Annotated in this window: 19 protein-coding genes; 13 read left to right on the forward strand and 6 right to left on the reverse strand. The window is 55.2% G+C overall.

Features of this window, described 5'->3' with window-relative positions; all coding sequences use genetic code 11:
* Positions 1-863: 863 nt before the first annotated feature.
* Together GRS80_RS01410 and GRS80_RS01415 are read left to right on the forward strand one after the other, a co-directional pair.
* Entirely contained in the window at positions 864-1,490 is a 627-nt protein-coding gene (locus GRS80_RS01410) for an urea carboxylase-associated family protein (protein WP_235019606.1), read from the forward strand.
* Between the two features lie 379 nt (positions 1,491-1,869).
* Positions 1,870-2,748 (forward strand): LLM class flavin-dependent oxidoreductase, encoded by an 879-nt coding sequence (locus GRS80_RS01415; protein ID WP_160045999.1) that lies wholly within the window; start codon positions 1,870-1,872, stop codon positions 2,746-2,748.
* Between the two features lie 544 nt (positions 2,749-3,292).
* Here GRS80_RS01415 and GRS80_RS01420 read toward each other — a convergent pair.
* From GRS80_RS01420 to GRS80_RS01435, 4 genes are all read right to left on the reverse strand, one after another.
* Complete coding sequence (locus GRS80_RS01420) at positions 3,293-4,087, reverse strand: ABC transporter ATP-binding protein (protein ID WP_149080905.1); 795 nt, start codon at positions 4,085-4,087, stop codon at positions 3,293-3,295.
* Positions 4,088-4,089: 2 nt separating this feature from the next.
* Entirely contained in the window at positions 4,090-4,902 is an 813-nt protein-coding gene (locus GRS80_RS01425) for an ABC transporter permease (RefSeq protein ID WP_149080906.1), read from the reverse strand.
* 1 nt (position 4,903) lies between these two features.
* The gene (locus GRS80_RS01430) at positions 4,904-5,602 is read right to left on the reverse strand and encodes an ABC transporter permease (protein WP_160046000.1); all 699 of its coding nucleotides are present in this window, start codon (positions 5,600-5,602) and stop codon (positions 4,904-4,906) included.
* A gap of 129 nt (positions 5,603-5,731) precedes the next feature.
* Positions 5,732-6,850, reverse strand: a complete 1,119-nt coding sequence (locus tag GRS80_RS01435) for an ABC transporter substrate-binding protein (protein WP_343161400.1) — start codon at positions 6,848-6,850, stop codon at positions 5,732-5,734.
* A gap of 115 nt (positions 6,851-6,965) precedes the next feature.
* On the opposite strand from GRS80_RS01435, the gene GRS80_RS01440 reads away from it, so the two are divergent.
* From GRS80_RS01440 to GRS80_RS01450, 3 genes are all read left to right on the forward strand, one after another.
* A complete protein-coding gene (locus GRS80_RS01440) occupies positions 6,966-7,625 on the forward strand; it encodes an isochorismatase family protein (RefSeq protein WP_160046002.1) in 660 nt (219 codons plus the stop codon).
* A 296-nt stretch (positions 7,626-7,921) separates the two neighbouring features.
* Entirely contained in the window at positions 7,922-8,650 is a 729-nt protein-coding gene (locus GRS80_RS01445) for an AzlC family ABC transporter permease (protein WP_149080910.1), read from the forward strand.
* Positions 8,650-8,982: an AzlD domain-containing protein gene (locus GRS80_RS01450; protein WP_149080911.1), complete on the forward strand. Its 333-nt coding sequence runs from the start codon at positions 8,650-8,652 to the stop codon at positions 8,980-8,982. Before GRS80_RS01445 ends, GRS80_RS01450 begins: the two co-directional genes overlap by 1 nt.
* A 15-nt stretch (positions 8,983-8,997) precedes the next feature.
* Here the strand turns inward: GRS80_RS01450 and GRS80_RS01455 are convergent, their stop codons facing one another.
* Positions 8,998-10,296 carry a M20/M25/M40 family metallo-hydrolase gene (locus tag GRS80_RS01455; RefSeq protein ID WP_160046003.1) on the reverse strand — a complete coding sequence of 433 codons (1,299 nt, stop codon included), beginning with the start codon at positions 10,294-10,296 and terminating at the stop codon, positions 8,998-9,000.
* Between the two features lie 104 nt (positions 10,297-10,400).
* Here GRS80_RS01455 and GRS80_RS01460 point away from each other — a divergent pair, with 104 nt between their 5' ends.
* The 8 genes from GRS80_RS01460 to GRS80_RS01495 all read left to right on the forward strand — a co-directional run bounded on the left by GRS80_RS01460 (position 10,401) and on the right by GRS80_RS01495 (position 20,225).
* On the forward strand, positions 10,401-12,731 hold the full coding sequence (locus GRS80_RS01460; RefSeq protein ID WP_160046004.1) for a xanthine dehydrogenase family protein molybdopterin-binding subunit: 2,331 nt from the start codon (positions 10,401-10,403) through the stop codon (positions 12,729-12,731).
* Positions 12,724-13,647: an FAD binding domain-containing protein gene (locus GRS80_RS01465; RefSeq protein WP_160046005.1), complete on the forward strand. Its 924-nt coding sequence runs from the start codon at positions 12,724-12,726 to the stop codon at positions 13,645-13,647. The genes GRS80_RS01460 and GRS80_RS01465 overlap by 8 nt, the downstream gene beginning before the upstream one ends.
* A complete protein-coding gene (locus tag GRS80_RS01470) occupies positions 13,644-14,141 on the forward strand; it encodes a (2Fe-2S)-binding protein (RefSeq protein WP_160046006.1) in 498 nt (165 codons plus the stop codon). Before GRS80_RS01465 ends, GRS80_RS01470 begins: the two co-directional genes overlap by 4 nt.
* A 63-nt stretch (positions 14,142-14,204) precedes the next feature.
* A complete protein-coding gene (locus tag GRS80_RS01475; protein ID WP_160046007.1) occupies positions 14,205-15,173 on the forward strand; it encodes an LLM class flavin-dependent oxidoreductase in 969 nt (322 codons plus the stop codon).
* 129 nt (positions 15,174-15,302) lie between these two features.
* Positions 15,303-16,250 carry an EamA family transporter gene (locus tag GRS80_RS01480; protein ID WP_160046008.1) on the forward strand — a complete coding sequence of 316 codons (948 nt, stop codon included), beginning with the start codon at positions 15,303-15,305 and terminating at the stop codon, positions 16,248-16,250.
* 105 nt (positions 16,251-16,355) lie between these two features.
* Positions 16,356-17,726 carry an MmgE/PrpD family protein gene (locus tag GRS80_RS01485; protein ID WP_160046009.1) on the forward strand — a complete coding sequence of 457 codons (1,371 nt, stop codon included), beginning with the start codon at positions 16,356-16,358 and terminating at the stop codon, positions 17,724-17,726.
* A gap of 214 nt (positions 17,727-17,940) precedes the next feature.
* On the forward strand, positions 17,941-18,702 hold the full coding sequence (locus GRS80_RS01490) for an IclR family transcriptional regulator (protein ID WP_160046010.1): 762 nt from the start codon (positions 17,941-17,943) through the stop codon (positions 18,700-18,702).
* 704 nt (positions 18,703-19,406) lie between these two features.
* Entirely contained in the window at positions 19,407-20,225 is an 819-nt protein-coding gene (locus GRS80_RS01495; RefSeq protein WP_160046011.1) for an NAD(P)-dependent oxidoreductase, read from the forward strand.
* 186 nt (positions 20,226-20,411) lie between these two features.
* Here GRS80_RS01495 and GRS80_RS01500 read toward each other — a convergent pair whose 3' ends face one another.
* Complete coding sequence (locus tag GRS80_RS01500) at positions 20,412-21,092, reverse strand: isochorismatase family protein (RefSeq protein ID WP_160046012.1); 681 nt, start codon at positions 21,090-21,092, stop codon at positions 20,412-20,414.
* Positions 21,093-21,268: the final 176 nt, after the last annotated feature.

Consider the following 21,268-nt stretch of genomic DNA (forward strand, 5'->3'; position numbering starts at 1 on the left):
GTGCCATCGGTGATGGCCACTCGAGTGCACGCAGTGAGCAGATCGTTACAACGAGTACGAAAGTCCGGGACGGTATCCGATCGTGGTACGAATCCACAAGAAATTCGACGTGTCCTTCAAAGATTGTTGACGAGCTATGTGGACAGACAATCAATAGGAACAGGTGAATCGTTTTACGTAATTCAAAGCACTCCCCAGTTACCGACAGTATCTATAATACCCTTAGTCAATTATTCCAGTTATTTTTTATAAAAAATAAAAGCTAGCGGTTTGATAATTCGTGGTAACACACCACACAGTGTTCCATAACACATTCCGACGGAGAACAGATCAGGGCCGAAGCCGCCCAGATTTGACACCCACTCGAGGCCGGAAAACGGGAGGGTTCGACGGGTAACGGGTATCGGGACCCGTGCGGAGAGTATCCGCCCGTGGAATTGATGTTACAGGCATACACTCGGTGGTGAAGCTATACGGGTGCTACTCTACTATAGTAGCCACTGATGCGGACGACGATGGGTCTATACCGGCCAATCGCACAATAGAGAGCGACCGACCGGCAACCAGATAGGGGTTAGTCGACGCAGGGAGAATCCGTACACGGGACCGAGCGACGTGAGCGAGTCGGAGACCACGAAACATCCGGTTAGCGACGGTCATCGCTAACTCATCGCTGATCGTATCAGTTGGGACGAGAGGATACAGCAGGGTGGCGAAACGTAGAACAGCCACTCATACGGTTTACTGTCCCAGTGGACCGGCGCAACCGCCACTTGATTCGCGGACGTATAAAAATAGCTGACAGGAAACGGTATCAGAGTGGGAGTGATTATATAACAGGAACACCGATACGATACGGTAAGATGGGGTTCGCACACTCGCACTCGGAAGTAGTTCCGGCGTCGACTGCTCGAGCGTATCAGGTGGCCGCACATCAGCGGTTTCGGATCGTAGCACACGAGGGCGCACAGGTTTGTGACGCAGCCTTCGTTGGTGCCGACGACCACTCTGTCACTTATAGCTCGGACCTATCCGTGCTGTTCAACCAGCTCGAGGGGACAGGCGATATCCACAGCCTCGAGACGCTGTATTCTCGCCCACCGGACACGGAGCCAATGGTACGTGTGACTGAAGATACGATCGGTCACCATTTCCCGTGGGCCGGGGGGATGTGCTGTTCGTACTTATACGAGATACGTGACGACGAACCATCTCACGAGAACTGCGCGGACAACCTGCTTACGGCCCTCAACGAGCGTGGTCTTTCGCTAGAGAAGGTACCGGAAGTGTTCAACATCGGAATGCACGTTACCGTCGAGGACGATCAAATCCAGTACCTACCTCCGGAGTTTGGCCGGGGAGATTACATCGAACTCGAACCCCAGATCGATCTGATCGTCGGGATTTCCTCGTGTCCAAACGATACGACAATCATGAACGAATCCGAGCCGAAATCACTGGAGATCCAATTCGAGGACCCGCCGCGGTAAGTCGTACGTCCGACAAGCGTAGGACCTCTCCGAAACCAAGCACTCATACGGATTCCTGTACCGATTTACCGGCGGTGAGTCGAACCGTGTGAGACGAGTCTCGGTGGAGGAGTGTAGCGAGTCCACCGTTGCAACCGCGACCCGGGCGGCGGTTGCGCCGGAAATGACTTACAGTAAACCGTATCAGTGTCCCACGTCAGTAGTGAGAAAGCCAGCATGAGATTCGGACGCTATCTCACGAACTCGAGCGACAATCAGTCATCGCAGACCGTATGAGTGCTGTCGATCGATTGCATAGGCCTGCTGTAACCGAAGGGAGATCGTTGGTGGGTATCCATTGCGACACAAACCTTAATATTCTCGTAGACCATTCTGAATCATGAAAATAGGGTACGCAATCGACGCCTTCCAGTCGCTCGACAGTGACTCGGCCAGTGCAGGCGATGACGTCGTCTCAGGTGCACAGGCCGCATACGATAGTGATTTCGATTACGTGGAGTGTCCCGATCACCACATCAGTGACGACCGCCACTTCTTCCAGCATCTTCCGACCGCATCCCGGCTATCCGCGACGTTCGACCACGTCGCGGTCATGTGTCTCCTCCCACTATACGACCCGGTGTATCTCGCCGAACGACTCGGTACGCTCGATTGCTTCGTCGACCAGCTCGACCTATGGTGTGCAATTGGAGGTCACGAGCCGGCCTTCGATGCGTTTGACGTTTCGTTCGAGAACCGCGCCGAACTGTTCGATGAACATCTCTCCGTCATCGAATCGCTGACAGCTGACGACGAGCCCGTCTTTTTTGACGGGGAGCACGTCAGCCTCGACGGCGTACTCATCAACCCACGACCGGATCTCCGGGTCTGTATCGGCGGAATCGCAAAACCGGCGGTCAGACGTGCCGGACGGCGCGGCGATGCCTGGGTCGTCTCCGTCCAAGAAACCGACGACGACCTGGAACGAAAGCTCGAGTGGTTCAACGACGCTGGCGGGGGCGACGTCGTGCTTCGCCGCGACGCCCTGATCCGCGACGATGCCACCACGGCGGCGGCCGACGTCGAGTCGCTCATCCAGAACGGCTACCGCGGCTGGGACGATCCAGCCGGTCGGATTCTGTCCGGCGATCCAGCAACTGTCGCTGACCGACTCGAGCAGTACGAATCGCTCGGGGTAGACGATGTCGTCATCAGCCCAGTCGACGACGCGGGCGAGACTGTCGACCGGTTTCGCGACGTCCGGAAATACCTAGGTTGATTGTACTCGTCGGGAACGATTTCCGCCGTTGATCCGGGAGACGTCAGATCAGTCTCTCCGTCTGTGAGGAGTTGCCGATTGAGCGTCGCTGGGCGCTCGAGCCGATCCCGTGAACCAATCTCGCCGCCGGCTCCATCGATTCTGGGACGATCGCGTCGAGATCGGTGACGTGGAATCGCCCGCACGGGCGGAAACGACGCCCAGTAACTCGGCGATCGCCTCGGCTACTCGCCATCGCTTAGAGTCACAACTGGAAACGGAGACACTGATCGCCGATCCGTCTGCCGAGCAGGCGTAGAAGACGTGCAGTGGTGACTGTAGCCGATTGATCAGAGACACACGATCACAGACAGCGTCACACGAGACGCTTGTCACCGCTACTCAACCGGGGTGTGTATCCGTGGCCAACGACGAATAACGAACGGCTACAGAAATATCGGACCGACACACCGTGGTTTGGCGTATACGGGTTCCTGTCGGTCAGTTCCGGTGCACCCGCGAACCCTGGGGCAGTTGTGTCGGGACAGTGGGACAGGGATCCGTATTAGTCGACTGTCATCGACTGCTCGAATCCAATCTGAGCCTCGGATTTCAGGGCTTCCCACAGATCGTCGGTGATTTCGTTGAATCTATCCGACGTCATGATCGACTCGTCTCGTGGTCGTTCGATGTCGACTTCGACTAGTTCTTTGATCTCGCCAGGGCGTGCGCTCATCACGAACACTCTGTCGGAGAGAAATGCAGCCTCAGTAATCGAGTGTGTAATGAACATCGTCGTTTGATTGGTTTCCTGACAGATTCGGAGTAGTTCGCCACCGAGAATGAGTCGGGTTTGCTCGTCCAGCGCACCGAAGGGTTCGTCCATCAACATCAGATCCGGATTGAGCGCCAGCGTTCGAGCAATTGCAACGCGCTGTCTCATTCCGCCGGAAAGCTCCGATGGATAATTGTCTTCGAACCCCGAGAGACCAACTAACTCGAGAATATCGTGTGCACGGTCACGTCGCTCCTGTTTGCCCACACCCCTCATTTCCAGACCGAATTCGACGTTCTCGAGCGTAGAACGCCACGGGAACGTCGAATCCTCCTGAAAAACGACCCCGATGTCTTCTCGCGGTCCTGTAATTGACTCACCGTCTAACGTGATTTCACCTTCGGTCGGTTCGATCAGCCCAGCCACCATTTTCATCAGCGTGCTTTTACCGCACCCTGTCGGACCGATGACGGAGAAGAACTCACCCTCATCGAGTTCACAGCTGACGTCACGAACGGCTTCGACACTGTTCGGTTTGTTCGCGTTGTACGTCTTGGAAACGTTGTTTATTTCTAATTTTGCCATTGTTAGATCCCCATCTGTTCGTCGGAGGTCATATTCCAGCGTTCCTCAAGCAGTTGTTGAGCGCCGTAGAAGATAATGTTGATTACAAAGGCGATAACGGCTAACACGGTAACGACGATTAGAATCTCTTCGCTGTTAAACGTTCCCATAGCATGCTGTAAGACCAGGCCAAGGCCGGATCGGGCAGCGAATAGTTCGACGAGAATAACCGCCAGGAAAGCACTATTGAACGTAAGTCGAAGAGCGACGACTAACTGGACGAGAATGTACGGGAGCACGATGTGGCGGAACATCTGATACCGGGAGACCTGAAGCGACTTTCCAACGTTGATGTAGACGTCGTCGATCGAGCGTACCGCCCCCATTGTAATGATCAACATCGGGAAAAACGACGAAAACGTTGCAAACCCAACTTTCGTATTCAACCCGACACCGAAAATAAAGAGGAATATCGGGTACATTGTAATCTTTGGGACGGAGTAAAACGAGAGGAAAAACGGTTCAACGATGTCGTAGGCGGGTTTGTTAAACCCGAGGATCAACCCAGTGACACCGCCAATGACGGTCGCGATGAGAAATGAAATAACGACAGCCTGCATCGTCACGTTCGTGTTCGGGATAACCCATCCTGATTGGATTCCCTCATAGAGGGCTGAGAAGGTGTGGACTGGCCCTGGAAGAACACGTGGCCCAATCCACCGACTCAACAACTCCCAGAGACCGACGATAACGAAGGGAACGAGCAGCCGGTAGAGCGCGATCGATGACGGTGTCCGATCCAATATGTCTTGAGTGCGTGTTGTTTTGGTACTCATTTCACGTCCTCCGGTGAAGTCTGTCTTCGATTCGGATCAGTCCGAGATTCACAACGACTGCAAGCGTTATCACTATCAGTAATACGGCGTACATATCTGCAGTCTGAAACTGCTGATAGTACCAAGAGATCTGGTATCCAAGTCCCGAATTCGAGAGAATAAACTCGCTTGCGATAACGCCGATAAATGCGTACACGAATCCAAGCTTTAAGCCAGTGAAGATATAGGGGACTGCTGCGGGGAAAATCACGTGACGAAACTGTTCTCGACGCGAAAGACCCATTGAGCGTCCGACGTCGATGAGGACGTCCGGAACCTTTGCCAAGCCGTTCGCAGTGCTAATAATGATGATCGTGACGCTCATCGCGAAGGCGATGAGAACGATAGGGAACACGTTCAGCCCGAAAACGATGATGAACATCGGGTAAAAGACGAATATTGGCATGGCGTACAGTACAATCAAGTACGGGTCCAACACCTGCTTGACCTTGTCGTGTCGCCACAGGAACCAGCCTATGACCAACGCGACCAGTGTCGCCGACACAAACGAGACGAACACGAGACCGATCGTCGTAATGATATCGTCCGTGAGTTCTCCCGATACGAGAAGACCGTACGCTGTTTCCACCATTGTGGAGAGTGGAACGTACGTTAGTTGGTCGAACCATTCAGCACGACCAACTAGTTCGAGCGTTGCCAATATCGCAACCAACAACGTTGCTCTACCGAGCCGTATCTGTTTACTATAGGGTAACGATGAAAGTCCTGTTAAACTCATATGTATGTGGTCGGATAGGTGTTCAAGTTCTGTTGTGTACAGCAGAACTCGTTAGAGCCAGTCACTCTGATACTCTTCGGGCAAGTACTCGTCCCGGAAGAGTTCCTCACGCTCTAATTCCTCATCTTCCTCTAGGGTTCCGTCGAACTGAAGGACACGCTCTAAATTATCCGCGAACTCTTCGGACATCCCAATTTGGAAGAACGCCTCCGGTTGCGTGTCCTCTAAGCCAGCGATGGCGAGTTCTTCGTCGAAGTCGGCTTCAGCAGCCCACAAACGCCCTGCTTCATCGACGTTGTCGTGAATCCATTCGGACGAGTCGATCCAGCCCTGGAGGAACCCTCGAGCCAGTTCTGGCTCCTGGTCGAGGATGATGTTACCCATCGAAAGGATGTCCTCGGTGTACTCCTCGACGTAGTCTCTGGTGTGCCACACACGGCGTGTCTCTTCATTCCTGAGCATCTCCGTTGACGTCGGGTTCGTGTTGAGACCCACGTCGGCGATCCCTTCTCTCACCGCGGACATCACTTCGCCTAGCCCACCGGTATACAGGAACTCGATATCGTCCAGCGAGATACCATCCGCTGCTTCTATCGATAACACTGCATTGGCTTCACCGGACGACGCAGGGTCAGTTACAGCAATCGTTTCCACGTCCTGGATCTCTTCGATGTCCGAGTCGACGCGTGTCTGGTAATCGATGTCCGGAACGGCTGTTGCCATGCCGACAATGTGAAGCGGTGCCCCCTGGTTGAACGCTTGCGCCGTTGCGTTCGGAGGTGACATACCGACCTCGATGTCCCCCGTCGTGATCGTCCGAACTCCACCACCACCCCCATCAGTTGAGACGATATCGTCTACGCTAACCCCGTTGTCCTCGAAAAACCCCTCCTCCATACCAACGGTGAGTGGGAGACCGTGCGGAATAACAGGATAATGAGAGAACCCCACAGAGAGGCTGTCGGTCCCTCCGTTACCCCCGTCTCCGTTCGCCGACGTACCATTACCGTCGTCGTCGTCCGAATCCGGAGTCGGCGTATCTTCCTCACCCAGACAGCCTGTGACACCGATCGATAATGCCACTCCTGCGGTACCTGATGCTTTCATGAACGAGCGTCTGTTGGAACTGTGTTTAACCATGTGAGTTTTCAACACACTATATGTGTACATCTACAACGCAACTCCACCGTATTAAATCCAACCCATCCGGAAAATTTCAGCAGCCAGGTCAGAGAGAGTAGTGGTGGGAAAAGTTATATGCGAACCACCTGGTATCGTACACTGGATGTACATTCCAGAGCTCGTTCCAGAGGACGACAAGGAAGTTCTGCTCGAGAAGGCTGGGTATGCCGGATCAGTCGGTTTCGGTGAGACGCCAGCAGTTCTCATCGTTGACATGACTAACGCGTTTGTCGAAGACGACTATCCAAACGGATACGCCGAGACCGGCAAACCTGCAGTAGAAGCCATTTCACGATTGATGGACGACGCACGAAAGCACGGAATCAGAGGATACTATGCGAAAGCAAAGACGGAAGGAAGCCCAGTCGAACTCGGTAGATGGACGGAGTCGACGGGCCTGGGCGAAGACGACCAGGGCCATGAACCGACCGATGACAATCCTGACGAGTTGGCCGACGGTATCGAGCCAGGCCCACAGGACGTCGTTATCGACGAGAAATACAAACCGAGCATGTTCTTCGGAACGCAACTCGAGAGTATGCTGAGTTACGACGGTGTGGACACACTGATCGTGACAGGAATGACGACATCGGGATGTGTCCGCGCAACAGTCGTCGATGCGTTCTCGTACAACTATCGGATCATCGTACCGGAAGAGTGCGTTGCCGACCGCTCACAGATTTCACACGAAACGACGCTATTCGATATCGACATGAAATACGGTGACGTTCGGCCACTCGACGACGTCCTCGAGCAGTTATGAGGGTTCTGTCGGCAGCGAGTTACACTGCTGTCATCGGTCCCAGGGCCAGGTAACCGAGGGACGCACCTCTCGTCACAGATACGGGCTGTCATGAGTCGGTACGGGTCGACCATAGAGCAGCGGGCGATCGACCAGCAATCCGTATCAGTCGTGGCAGATCGTATGCGCCAAGTGAAGCTGACGAAGACCGAAAGAGCGCAATCGTATCCACGCCGAAACGATGTCTGAAGACACGGTCAGCCGGTAACCAATGAAAAGACACAACAATCATTGCAGTTCGCACGTACGGTAGTGGTATGGAATACGAGGACTTCGTTACTGGCGTTCGTGACATTACACCCGCTATTCCGCCGAACATTCCCTTCGGTATGCTCTTCGGCGCGACGGCAGTCGAGGTTGGCATCGCACCACTCGAGGCGGTTGGGATGTCGTTGTTCATGTTTGCTGGTGCTGGCCAACTTGCCGCAGTCGACCTTCTCAGAACGGATACTGCCCTTCCAATCGTGCTGATAACGGTAATGGTGATAAACGTTCGATACATGATCTACAGCGCATCAATAGCCCCGCTCGTACGGGACTTATCCAGGCGATGGCGAGCAGTCATGGGATATGCCCTCTTCGATATAAACTTCGCAATACTCACGAGCAAATTTCAGATCGACGGGGAAACAAAGGAGTCGTCATCCAGGGTGTCGAATATACACCGGGGATGGTACTACCTGGGGCTTACGGTACCAGCGGTCGGTTCGTTCGTTATCGCCACGTATATCGGGGCACTCGCCGGCGGTGCCATCGGCGATGGATTGAATTTAGAGTTCGCGATACCGCTGATCTTTATCGCGTTGCTGGCACCCTCTATCGAAAATTTTGGGACGTTGATGACGGTGATCGCCGCGACAGTCGTTTCCGTCACAACAGTGGGACTGCCCTTCAACACCGGTCTGCTCGTAGCCATCATCTGTGGCGTCCTCGCCGGCGTTTCTGTCGATAATTACGATCGAATCCGAACCCGGGTGAGTCCCTGATGGAGAACCTCTCTTCACCGATGATGTGGACAGTGATCGCACTGTTGAGCATCGCCACCTACCTTCTGAGAGCATCGTTTGTTCTGGGGATCGAACTGATAGGCGAGCTACCGCCTTCCGTCAGAAGCGTCCTCCCCTTCGTTCCATTAGCGGTGCTTGCGGCACTCGCTGCACCGGATCTCGCATTCGCCGACGGTTCGCTCTCGATCAGTCTCCACAACGAATACCTCGTCGCTGGACTCGTGGCGTTCGGAATCGCTCGAAAGACCGAGAGCCTCATACTGACGGTAGTAGCCGGGATGGGTCTTCTCTGGCTACTACAACTGCTGTGAACTCCCGACGGACTCTCACGTCTCACAACAGAGGTCGACCATGGCCCGCGCGTACAACTTCGCCCCCGCTACGAGATCGTCGAGGTGCATACACGGGTGCGTCGTCCCCTCGAATTCGCGCGTGGTACGCGGTGGCCCACACGTGACCGCAGGCACGCCCACTTCGTTGAAGACGTTGATGTCACGCCACATACTCGTTATCATTGGTTGTGGGTCGGGTGGAGTTTCGTCGAACAGATCGTAGTGAGCGTCCGAGAGGGTCGTAGTGAGTGGTGAAACCGCCTCGTCGTCGGCGATATATCCACGGCGGAAGAGATACGGCTCGACCGTTGCGTCGATTCCTTCGCTCATCAGGACACGATCGATTTCATCTCTGACGAGTTCCGGACCGGCTTCGGGAGGGAGCCGGACGTCGAGATACAGAGTTGCCGTCCCTGGTGCGACGATCGGCGCGTTCGGGTTCCCGGACTCGATCGCACCGACACCTGCTGAGGGGCGCATCGTTCCGTGATCGTACTCTTTGGTCTCCGAGTTCGAATACTCACTCCCCCACTGCTCGAGGACGCGCACAGCCTTGGACGCCGCCGGTAAGGCCCCCGGGTGTTCGTCCATGACGGTATCTGGCTCGTAGGCAGCCAGGCGAGGCTGATAGGTCGGCGTTCCGGTTATCGTGATCTCGAACCAGACGACACCACACTCCATCCGTGCGATCGCATAATCCGTCGTCTCCGCAACGATCGCGTAATCACCGGTGATACCGCCGTCGACCAACCGACGCGTGCCAATTCCGCTTCCAACCGTACGGGGATCCCAGGACTCGTCGGTCGTCGTTCCTCCGATCTCACCGGCGCTTGCAGTAAGATAGATGTCTCCAGCAGGGCTCACGTTCGACGCCTCGAGTGCCAGTGCAGCCCAAAGAAACGCTGTCATCGGTCCCTTGTCGTTGATGACGCCGACTCCGAACAGATCGTCCTCGTCCCGCCAGGCGGACGTATGGCTTCGGAGACGGTCGGGAAGGACCCGATCGTCTTCCTCGGCGTTTCCGTATGCTGTATCGAGATGACCATTGAAAACCACTCGAGAGGCCGATTCGTTTCGAGATCCCGGGAGTTTCCCGACGACGTTTACTCTGTCACCGACGACAGGTTGCAAACGCGTCTCGATTCCGTTGGACTGGAGCCACGAGGAGAGGTATTCGGCCGCTTCTCGTTCGTATCCTCGGGGGCTGGACACGGTAGCGAACTCGAGAAGAAACGTAGCGACGTCCTCGCGGTGGTCTTCGATCCAGTCGTCGATCTGCTGTTGTGGCTCCATCGTTCCCTGAGGGTTTTCCGTGGCCGGTATTGGGTGTTGGGATTGGCGAACACTCTCGTTCCAACTGAACCAACGTTTAATACGGTCGAGTCAGAGGTACTCGTATGACTCGCGAAGCACCTGGTACTGATTCGTCTAGATCGATCCAGGCCAGCAGGGAGACAGCGGAGCAGCCTCCGTCGAAACGAGGTGTCGGGACAGAAACGAAGCGAAGCGATATCGTATCGAAAGTGCAGGGAACGGCAATCTACGGCTCAGACGTCTCTCGACCATCGACTCTCCATGCAGCCGTCTTGCGTGCAGAAACACCGCATGGAACGCTCAGGACCGTCGACACGACCGCGGCGACAGACTGTGACGGCGTCGTTGCGGCGTGTTCCCGATCGGAGCTTCGCGGATTTTTCGACGACAGGATTCGCCACGTCGGCGACGTCATCGCTGCGGTCGCTGCGACTGATCGAGAGACGGCATACCGTGCTCTCGAGGAGATCGAGTACGACGTGATCGAGCACGACCCGGTTTTCGACGCGGCGACCGCCGTGCAGGCCGGTGCACCGATCGTACACGAAAACCAGCCAGACCTCAAGCAACACCGTCAACATCCGATCGAGGTCACCAACGAGGAGTACGTCAACAACATCGACGATTACCATGCGTACCAACACGGAGACGTCGACGAGGCTCTCAGTACCGCCGACCACGTGATCGAACGGAGCTACACGACTCCGCGTGTCAGTCACTGTAACTTAGATACCCACTGCTGTATCGCATCGTGGACCGACGACCAACTCCACGTCGAAACGACGCTGGGGAATATTACGCAAGCCCAGGAAGAACTCGGAGACTTCCTCGAGATCGACCACGACAGCGTCGAGATCACCGTTCCGCCGACACCGTCTTCTAGCTTCGGCGGCAGATCGCTTCCAAAATTCACCTTCGAACCGGTTGCAGCGTCGCTTTCTGAACGTACTGGTCGGCCCGTCCGTCTCGAGTTCCCACGTGATGTGGAGTTTTTGGCCGGCGAAACACGTCACAAAACGGAGTGGGAGCTAACCATGGGCGTTACTGACGACGGTGAGATCACGGCGCTCCGAACGAGTGTTATCGCGGACACCGGAGGGTATCCGAACGGGGTCGGTCACATCGTTCTTTCGAACGGTCGTGATAGACCGCTCGATATGTATCGAATCCCCAACTACGAGTACGAAGGGGTCTCAGTCTTCACGAACAACGTGCCAGCGGGAGAATATCGTGGAATCGGTGTGACACAGGGGACGTTTGCACTCGAGTCCCACATCGACGAGGCGGCACGAACTGTTGAGATGGACCCCCTCACGTTCCGAACCCGTAACCTACTGGAGGAGGGAGAAGACCGCTCGAACGGTCGTGGTGCGATCGATACCAGTGGCGTGACGGAGTGTCTCGAACGAGGTCGACAGACGTTCGAACGGATGGCCGACGATCGATCATCGTCCAGCAACGAACTCGTTGGCCGAGGCGTCGCGCTCGGGACTCACACGACCGGATCCGGCGCTGGCGACGGGCGAGACGTTTCGGAGGCGGAGCTGACGATGCGGACCGATGGGACGGTCACCGCGAAGACGGCGGGAGTCGAACTCGGCCAGGGATCGGATACCGTTATGTCTCAAATCGTCGCACAGGAAGTCGGTGTTCCGCCCGAAGCCGTACGAGTCGAACGATACCCCGCGTCGGCACCCCTCGATGATTCGCTGGGTGCAGTTGCATCCCGTTCGACGTACCTCATCGGTGGGGCAGTCAGAGATGCCGGTACCCAGCTCAGTTCTACACTGGTCGACCGGATCGCGACGACGCTCGACTGTTCACCGGCTGATGTCCGAATCGACGATGGAACCGTACACACCGATCGATCGACAGTTCCGATCAGTGATCTCTTAGAAGCGGAGATTACAGTCGTGGGCCGAGCCACGGCCGACGACGCACCGGCCTCCTACGGTGCACACTTCGCCGAGGTGGTGGTCGACCCCGAAACCGGTCACGTCGACGTACGCACATTCGTCGCCGCACAGGACGTTGGGTTTGCGATCAACCCCAAAATGGTAGAGGGACAACTCGAAGGTGCCGTTCTCCACGGCGTCGAGTTTGCGATATGTTCCGAACTTCGTGCCGATAACGGCATCCCGGAGAATTCATCGTTGGCCGACTACTCCGTCGCATCTCCAGTCGAGATGCCGAACCAACTCGAGTGTGAGATTATCGAATCGGAGGAACACAGCGGTCCGTACGGTGCAAAGGGGCTCGGAACGCCGTCACTTCCTCCGGTTGCACCCGCAATCGGAAACGCGATTCGTGATGCAATCGGAAACAGAATCACGAATCCACCAGCGACAGCAGAACGCGTGTTTTGGGCGATGGCAGGGGAGGATATCGACGAGGGGGTGCCAGTCGATGAGTGAACAGTCGTACAGGTTTCCGGATAGCATCGAAGAAGTAAAGCGCATACTCGATCGGCACGGCGAAGAAGTGACGATCGTCAGCGGAGGCCAAACGCTTCTTCCCCTGGTGAGAGACGGCACCGTCGAACTCGACCACGCTGTCGATATTTCGCGGATTCCGGCGTTGACGCGCATCGAACGGAGGGCCGAAAAAACGGTGATCGGGAGCGCTGTCACGTACCGTGACATTCTCGCGAGTGAGGTGGGTGATCGCCACTCGATGCTCCTCGAGACCATCGAAGGGATCGGTGATCGTCAGGTTCGCTCGCTGGGGACTATCGGTGGCGCACTCGCATCCGGTGAGCCTGCACTCGATATTATCCCGGTGCTCTACTGTCTCGACGCCACGGTCGTGATCGGGTCCAGCGACGGGACACGACGAGTAGATGTGGGCGCACTGTATCGAAATGCGACGAAAGAAACCGAATTGCGCGGCCCACGGGAAGACTATATTGGCTTGGCACCCGTCGAGATCGACTCCAGCGAGATCATCGAAGCGATCGAAATTCCAGCGACTAACGACGACGGCCATCACGGAGAAGATTACCGAAAGCAGACGAACGTTGCGGGCGGATGGACGATCAGTGGCGTGGGAACGTCAGTTTCCCTCTCCCCAACTCGCGACCGGATCGACTCGGCACGGGTCGGGCTTGCTGCGGTCGGTCAGACTGGCGCGTCTGCCCCAACGGTAGAGACGGCACTCGAAGGAACACCGACAACCATGCAAGAAATTACCAAATCCGTCGAACAGCTTGGAGCGGACATCGACCCGACGACGACGTTCGTCACGAGCCAGTACCGGTTACAGGTTACAAAGACGCTCACATCCCGCAGCATTGCCGAAGCAGTAACTCGAGCGGGAGGTGAGCTCGAATGACGGTCACGATTACGTTCGAACTCGACGGAGAGAGCGTGACCGTCGAGACGAGACCCGATCAACCGCTTCGCGAGTTGCTCCGCGAGTCACTCGACGCCAAGCAGGTCAAATCCGGCTGTGAGAGCGGACGGTGTGGGGTTTGTACGGTCTTGCTCGACGATACCGTTGTCAAGTCGTGTCTCACACCGGCACCCAAAGTCGATGGCCGCCGTGTCCGGACGATCGCAGATATCGGTACGGACGAGAACCTACACCCGGTCCAGACGGCGTTCGTCGACAACTTCGCCGCACAGTGTGGCTACTGTACCCCCGGATTCGTACTAACGACGGTAGATTTCCTCGAGAACACCGACGAGTTCGATCGCGAAGACGCAAAGAAGGCGATCAAGGGCAACGTCTGTCGGTGTACCGGGTACGAGAAGATCCTCGACGCGATCGAGGCACTCGACGAGGAAACTGACGCCGAGCGTGATTCTCCCGTCGGCATAGAGTAATCGTACACTGGGGGAACCACAGCGTCACAATCTATATGTTGGTGGAGTCTAAGACCCATAGCAATGGCAAACCAACCATCCTTTGGGATAGTGCTCCCTCACTTCGGCCCACACTGTAACCGTGATTTTATCGTCGACACGGCAAAGCAGGCGGAAACTCTTGGGTTCGATTCAGTGTGGGCACGAGACCACCTGTACGTTCCACCGGAGAACAAAGAACACGGCGGCATCGTCGAACAACGTTTCGCCGAGTCGATGCAGGTGCTGTCACATCTCGCTGCAGTGACGGACGATCTAACCCTGGCCACAGGGAGTCTGAATCCCCACCGACACCCGCTGAAGCTTAGTCAGTGCATTGGTTCCCTCGACTATCTCTCGACAGGCGACGTCCTCTGTGCAATCGGTGCCGGGACGTTCAAAGGAGAGTTCGATGCCGTCGATCTGCCGTTCGACGAACGGGGCCGCCTCGTCGAGGAGAATCTCGAAATCCTGCGACGAACGTTCCGCGAAGAGAACGTCGATTACGAGGGCGATCACTTCGCGTTCGAAAACGTAACGATCGATCCTCGACCCGGCGATTCAGTACCACTCTGGTACGGAGGCCTCTCACCGTTCGCGGTTCGACGTGCTGTGGAGTACGCTGACGGCTGGTATCCCGGTCGAATGACCCTCGAAAAGTTAGATCAACGGCTCGAACAGCTTCACTCACTCGAAGCCGAACACGATCGCTCGCTCGATCTCGGCTATCTGTCGATATACAGCGTTGCACCGGAAACCGACGAAGCCATCTCACATCTGAATACTGAGGAACTCATCCACGACGTGAACACGATTCTGCGGACGGACCACCAGTCACTCGACGATATCGAAGGGAGCTATATCGCGGGAGATCCGGAGACGTGTATCGAACAAATCCAGGCCCTGGTCGACCGCGGCTTCGATCACATCGTTTTGGATATGCGAAACTCGTTCGACGAACTCGAGTCGATGATGGAGTTGACCGCCGACGAGGTACTCCCAGCGTTCAGATAACCCTCGAGAAATCCAACAGCGGTTACCCGTTCGAACGACCAGCGTGGGTCCAGAGAGCGACCACATAGAGCGGTAACGCGGTCTCGCTCTGATACAGAACGATGGATCTCGACTGTACACACATATATGATGGGAGTGTGTCTACTGAGAGTATACAGAAAAGTCATCATGGTTGATCTAAGCCATCTATTCGCGATCACGCTAACGCTTGGGGCAGCAGTGGCTAATGCGTCACAGAACGTCTTCGTTAGAAAGGGGACCGACAAAGGGAAAGCCTTCGATGCGGTGATGATCGTGATGCTCATCAACTCCGCCGTTCTCATCCCCGGGGTGGTACTGTTGTACTATCCGGAGTATCACCTCACTCGGTTTTCGTGGATATCGTTTATCGGCGCGGGACTTTTCGGGACACTGCTCGGGCGGATGCTCACGTACACGAGTATCGATACAATTGGGGCGAGTCGAACCGCACCAATCGTCGCATCACAAGCACTGTTTGCCACCGTTTTCGGCATACTCGTCCTCGGTGAGTCACTGACACCGATTCACGGGCTCGGGATAATTCTAATCGTTAGTGGGGTAAGTCTCATCACGTGGGAGACCAGCCACAACAGCCTGAACAACATCCCCCGACGGGAACTGTTGATAGGGCTGATAATTCCATTCGGAGCCGCAATTGCCTACGGAGCGGAACCGATCTTCGCTTCAACGGGTTTCAACGAGGGAACACCAGCACCGGTTGGCCTCGCGATCAAAACCGCCTCAGCCACACTCGGGTTCACGCTCTACCTTCGATGGAAGGGAACATTGCCGGCGATGTCGGGACTCTACACGAAAAACAGCCGTTGGTTCGTTCTCGCCGGAATTTCGAACACCCTCTTTCTCGTCGGCTACTACGTGGCACTCGAGATCGCACCGGTGAACGTCGTCGTTCCAGTGTTGATAACGAATACGTTGTTCACCGTGTTCCTCTCGGCTGCGTTCCTGCCAAAACGGTTAGAGAACGTCACGTGGAAGATCGTTGCCGCAGCAACGATCGTCGTCGTCGGCGTCGTAACAGTGACCCTCCAGGGATAACCCACGGATATCGGTCCGAAGAAAAGCCCTCGGTTCTGGTAGCGCGAAAGGGGTAGTCGTCACCGAAACCAGAGAGTATTTTTAGTGGCCGCAACTCTGTGTGGTATGGACGAGACTGAAGCGTTAGCCACTTTTATTAGTGACTGCGCAATCGATGATCTCCCAGAAGAGGTCCGCGAACGCGCCAGGACGACGATCAGGGACACGCTTGGGGTCGCGCTGTATGCTTCGACGGAACCGTTTGGAGATCAAATCACCGAGTACATATCCGATACGGCACCGGGTGAGGAAGCGACCATCCTCGGGGGTGAAACGGCGAGTGCCTCCGGCGCTGCCTTCGCAAATGGGGCGTTTGCCCACGCACAGGATTACGACGATACGTTCGAGTCCGTGATTATCCATCCCAGTGCTTCGACGTTGCCGGCGACACTGGCGGCAGCTGAGAAGGTAAATGCAACGGGAAAAGAGGTACTGACGGGGTACGCTGTCGGCGTTGAAACGACGTTCCGAATCGGACACGCAGTCTATCCGTCCCACTACACGCACGGATTTCACAGCACCGGAACCGTTGGCTCGTTCGGTGCGACTGCTGGTGTAGCGTCGGTTCTCGGGTTGTCCGACGTGGAGATACGAAGGGCGTTTGGAATCGTTGCATCGTGTTCCTCGTCACTCCTGGCAAACGCTGGAACGATGACGAAGGCATTACATGCCGGACACGCCGCCCGAACTGGACTGGACGCAGCGTTGCTCGCACGGAACGGGATTACGTCGAACGAATCGATTCTGTCCGGGGAACGTGGATACGGTGAAGTGATGACACCAGGAAACAGCTACGACTCGTCTTCGATTACCGACGACCTCGGAGAGACGTGGGCAATCATGGACCTTGGAATTAAACCGTATCCGTGTGGCCGGATCACCCATACTGCGATCGAAGCCATGCGTGAACTCGTCGAAACTGAGTCGCTGACACCAGAGGATATCGAGTGTATTCACGTTACACTCGAGAAAGCAGCGGAAGATCTCATGACCTATGATCGCCCATCGACACCGGAGGAAGGGAGAGCGTCGATCGAGATGGGACTCGTGGCAACGCTTCGCGATGGCGACGTACGGCCAGAGCAGTTTTCATACGACTTTTTACAGGAATCGGAAACGCAGGAGCTATTCGACCGTATCGAGCGTGATTTCGAACCAAACCTGTTCGGTGACGGATTCGCGAATTACGGTGCACAGCTACGTGTCCAAACGATTTCGGGCGAGGAGTATCAGATCGAACGGAGTCACGCACCAGGAAGTCCCAGTAACCCACTGAGCGAAGAACGTCTTCGGACGAAATTCTACGAATGCGCCTCTCCATCAGTCCCAGAGCCATTAGTCGATGACCTCTACGATGTTGCCGGGGCGATCGACGAGTCAGGGAACGTCGGACGGTTCCTCGAGATAGCCAGTGGCGTCCCGAGCACTACCAGCTAGTGGGTGTTCTCTACACTCAGTCGAGTGGGCAGCCGAGCGTTCTCTCGGGTATGACGATAGTAGACCGCTACTTACAGTATTACGTCCAATAATGGGTATAATCGCGACAACACGTGGCGGCAACCGATAACACACCCTGGAGGAAGAACGGACCGACAGTCGTTCTACGTGAGGAAACTTTATATACGCAACCCACAAACACATAGAGTGAACCATGATAACGAACGACAAAGAAACTAAAACGATCAAATCAGACGTAACGGTGTTAGATATTATCGAATACCTCAGAGAGGTCGACAGCGCGAGAATCACAGAGATCTCTGCGGAAGTCGGTATCTCGAAGAGTTCCGTCCACGCCCACCTCGCAACGCTCGAACAACGCGGATATGCGGCCAAAGAAGGGGACCAGTATAAGTTAGGAATGTGCTTTCTGAATTTAGGAGCATCCGCGAGGAATAAAGTCCCACACTTTGATTCGATTCGTGAACGCGTCGAACGATTAGCCAACCAGACGGATGAACGGACACAGTTCGTGATCGAGGAACACGGTCAAGCATACGTGATATTTCGCTCGTTCGGCCAGTACGCCGTCAGGGCCCGGCCGAGAATCGGACAGCCAACCCACTTACACACGAGTGCGTCCGGTAAAGCGATCCTCTCTGGGCTTCCTCGAGAGCGTGTTCGCGAAATAATCGACTACTGGGGATTGCCACAGAAGACGGAAAATACGATCACCGATAGAGAAACACTGTTCGAAGAACTCGACGAAGTACGCGATCAGGGATACGCAGTAAACACGGGAGAATCCCAAGGAAGGTTCCTCTCGGCCGGTGCTCCGATCCGTACCGACGAGTCAATTCTGGGTGCGATCACGATCTCCGGTCCAGAAAAGCGGATGCACGACCGCTTAGACGACGAGATAATCGATTTACTCCTCGGCGTTACCAACGAACTCGAGTTGAACCTAACTAATTGAACGGAGCGCACCGAATTCTAAACAATCCATCTGGTTGAGAGGTGACGATCGCCAACAAACCGTTCTACTACATCGAACAACTGGGGCGTCGAGACCGGTTATACTGACTCGAAAAGAGTGATGAGTTAGCACGTATACACGAAAATTAGGTCCATATACTCATTATTTCCTCCCCTTAAACCACAAAAAGTCAGAAAAGTCGAGACACACTGGACGAATTCCCGACTCACGGGTGAAATTACACAGGTACAGTTGTAATAGATATCGAGCTGTGCCGGCTGACCGCGAGTGTGTTCTACCATATCAAACAGAGTGTGGGTAGATACAGCATACCACTCGAGAAGACTAGAAACACTGCCCATCTCCGGAGAAATCGGACGGCATATTAACTCAGTTGATAACACCAGTATCCGTATGTTGATAAAATACTAGATGATATCGCTCGAGAACTGTGTCCCACCGTGGGTTCCGTTTGCATAATACGGTTGATTTCAGCCCCCCAAGTTTGTTTGATGTTGTGAACGGCGTAGTTCACCCAATATCCACCCCGGTGTCAGGGGTGCGAGCGCTATGAACGTCTGTGAACGGATACCAGAAGCGATGTTCGCTCACACCTCATCGAATACGACTGACAGCGACCAGCCGATCTTGTGAAGAGTCACCGATTGACAACAATTATTAGTACGACTATCGATATGCCAGTCATGGCCGATATCGAGACAGTTGCAGTGATCGGAGTTGGAACGATGGGCGAAGCGATGGTCGGACACATCGATGAAGGCGGCTACGACGTCTATGCATACGACGTCGATTATGAGAAGGCCAGAGAAGCCGTTGAATCCCAGGCGACCGTGACCGACTCTCTAGAAAAAGCCGTTCGTCCTGCAGAGATGATCATCATCGCTGTCGGAACGTACGAGCAAGCAAAGTCGGTCGTCTGTGATACGGGTGGGATCCTCGAGAGTGCGACTGCGGGAGATATCGTAGCGATCAGTAGCACCCTCTCCCCCGAACAGTGTATTTCCCTCAGCGAGGACCTCAGCGACGAGGAGATCGAGCCCATCGGTGCGCCGACGTGTCGGGGAGAAAAAGCGGCTCGACGCGGAGATCTACTCGTATTCGTCGGTAGCGACCGATCAGTGTACGACAGGGCACGTCTCGTCCTCGAGCAGTTTAGCTCGCCAGAAAACGTCGTCCACCTCGGGCCAGTCGGTTCCGGACAGGCTGCGAAAGCAGCGAACAATGCACTACTTTGGTCATCAGTCGTTGCAAATCAGGAAGTGCTTCTCCTCGCCGAGGCGTACGATCTCGATCTCGACCTCGTGAGAGAGTTACTCCAGAAATCGACGGGCAGCAACTGGGCACTCGGAGGGTGGGATTGGATGCACACGAAGTGGGCGCACAAAGACATGGATATTATTTCGGACATGGCGAAACGACAGGATGTTCGAATACCTTCGCTGGCGCTTACGGAGCAGTTAGTTCAAGAGATAGATCAAGACGAACTGGACCGAACGCGTTGACTACGCGGTAGCCTGGAAAGAAGAAGACGACTCGAGTGAAATGGATCTCGCTATCGAGCAGACGCACCGATCCCGCTAGCGATCAGATGTACAGTGACTCGACGTCACCCCGCCAGCCTCAACGGGTACTCTCTACCACCGAGGTGCACACGTCTGAGAAGCAGACCGCGTTCGATCAGGGTCGTATTACTGGTATTCCGAAATTCGATTTACGGTATCACTAACTGATTCGACGTCACCAAATTTCATATCGATATTAAATAGCGTAACTTCGTGTGAGATCTCAGACCGATCCGCAACACATTCCGCTGGAACAATCGGTCGGATATTGTGGCAGTTCGCGTCGACGACCGACGAGCGAACACCACCACTCGTACTCAATCCGACGATGACGAGGGTGTCGATACCCTCGAGGCGAAGGACGTTTGCGAGGTGGGTGTCGAAGAACGCGCTTAGCTTTGGCTTCTCGAGGACGACGTCGCCGTCCTCGGGAGTCAGTTCCGGGTGGATCGTACTCGCCGCATCGATATCGACGTTATCGAACGCACCGTCTTTCTTCTCATCGATGATCCCACGGTGATTCCGAAGTGTGGTTTCATCGTCGGCAAGCCTCGTGTAGAAAACCGGCAACTCTGCCTCACGGGCTGCCGACAGCAAGCGCTTCGTTTCTGAAATAGTGCTACCCGACGATTCAGACCGTCCGAGGTGGTCACTACTCGCAAATATCTCTAACATATCGACGACGAGAACCGCTGGACGTTCTCCCCATCCCATCCGTGCACCGTACCCACCCTGGTCCATGTAGTCGAGATCGTCTTTCGGAATGATATCCGGAATGTAGGCATCGTCGAATCGTTCTGCAACCATAGTCACTCCAACGAGGGAGAGAATAAAAAGTGTAGTGGTATTATCGGTCAGATTAGTTAGAGAAGGGGGTCCAGGGAAGCGTTCGCTGGAACGGTTACCGTCGTATTTCCACCCGAACAACAGGAACGGGAGCTACCGGAGAGACAATTATTATCTCCACCCAGTGGAATGCGTGA

The sequence above is a fragment of the Natrialba sp. INN-245 genome, from assembly GCF_009807105.1.
GTDB lineage: Archaea > Halobacteriota > Halobacteria > Halobacteriales > Natrialbaceae > Natrarchaeobius > Natrarchaeobius swarupiae.

Coding starts and splice junctions, on each gene's coding strand:
- GRS80_RS01455 (WP_160046003.1), bottom strand. CDS start 10,296: ATGGAGCCACAACAGCAGATCGACGACTGGATCGAAGACCACCGCGAG.
- GRS80_RS01425 (WP_149080906.1), bottom strand. CDS start 4,902: ATGAGTACCAAAACAACACGCACTCAAGACATATTGGATCGGACACCG.
- GRS80_RS01450 (WP_149080911.1), top strand. CDS start 8,650: ATGGAGAACCTCTCTTCACCGATGATGTGGACAGTGATCGCACTGTTG.
- GRS80_RS01440 (WP_160046002.1), top strand. CDS start 6,966: ATGTACATTCCAGAGCTCGTTCCAGAGGACGACAAGGAAGTTCTGCTC.
- GRS80_RS01435 (WP_343161400.1), bottom strand. CDS start 6,850: ATGTACACATATAGTGTGTTGAAAACTCACATGGTTAAACACAGTTCC.
- GRS80_RS01410 (WP_235019606.1), top strand. CDS start 864: ATGGGGTTCGCACACTCGCACTCGGAAGTAGTTCCGGCGTCGACTGCT.
- GRS80_RS01460 (WP_160046004.1), top strand. CDS start 10,401: ATGACTCGCGAAGCACCTGGTACTGATTCGTCTAGATCGATCCAGGCC.
- GRS80_RS01415 (WP_160045999.1), top strand. CDS start 1,870: ATGAAAATAGGGTACGCAATCGACGCCTTCCAGTCGCTCGACAGTGAC.
- GRS80_RS01445 (WP_149080910.1), top strand. CDS start 7,922: ATGGAATACGAGGACTTCGTTACTGGCGTTCGTGACATTACACCCGCT.
- GRS80_RS01470 (WP_160046006.1), top strand. CDS start 13,644: ATGACGGTCACGATTACGTTCGAACTCGACGGAGAGAGCGTGACCGTC.
- GRS80_RS01480 (WP_160046008.1), top strand. CDS start 15,303: ATGGGAGTGTGTCTACTGAGAGTATACAGAAAAGTCATCATGGTTGAT.
- GRS80_RS01485 (WP_160046009.1), top strand. CDS start 16,356: ATGGACGAGACTGAAGCGTTAGCCACTTTTATTAGTGACTGCGCAATC.
- GRS80_RS01495 (WP_160046011.1), top strand. CDS start 19,407: ATGGCCGATATCGAGACAGTTGCAGTGATCGGAGTTGGAACGATGGGC.
- GRS80_RS01490 (WP_160046010.1), top strand. CDS start 17,941: ATGATAACGAACGACAAAGAAACTAAAACGATCAAATCAGACGTAACG.
- GRS80_RS01420 (WP_149080905.1), bottom strand. CDS start 4,087: ATGGCAAAATTAGAAATAAACAACGTTTCCAAGACGTACAACGCGAAC.
- GRS80_RS01475 (WP_160046007.1), top strand. CDS start 14,205: ATGGCAAACCAACCATCCTTTGGGATAGTGCTCCCTCACTTCGGCCCA.
- GRS80_RS01500 (WP_160046012.1), bottom strand. CDS start 21,092: ATGGTTGCAGAACGATTCGACGATGCCTACATTCCGGATATCATTCCG.
- GRS80_RS01465 (WP_160046005.1), top strand. CDS start 12,724: ATGAGTGAACAGTCGTACAGGTTTCCGGATAGCATCGAAGAAGTAAAG.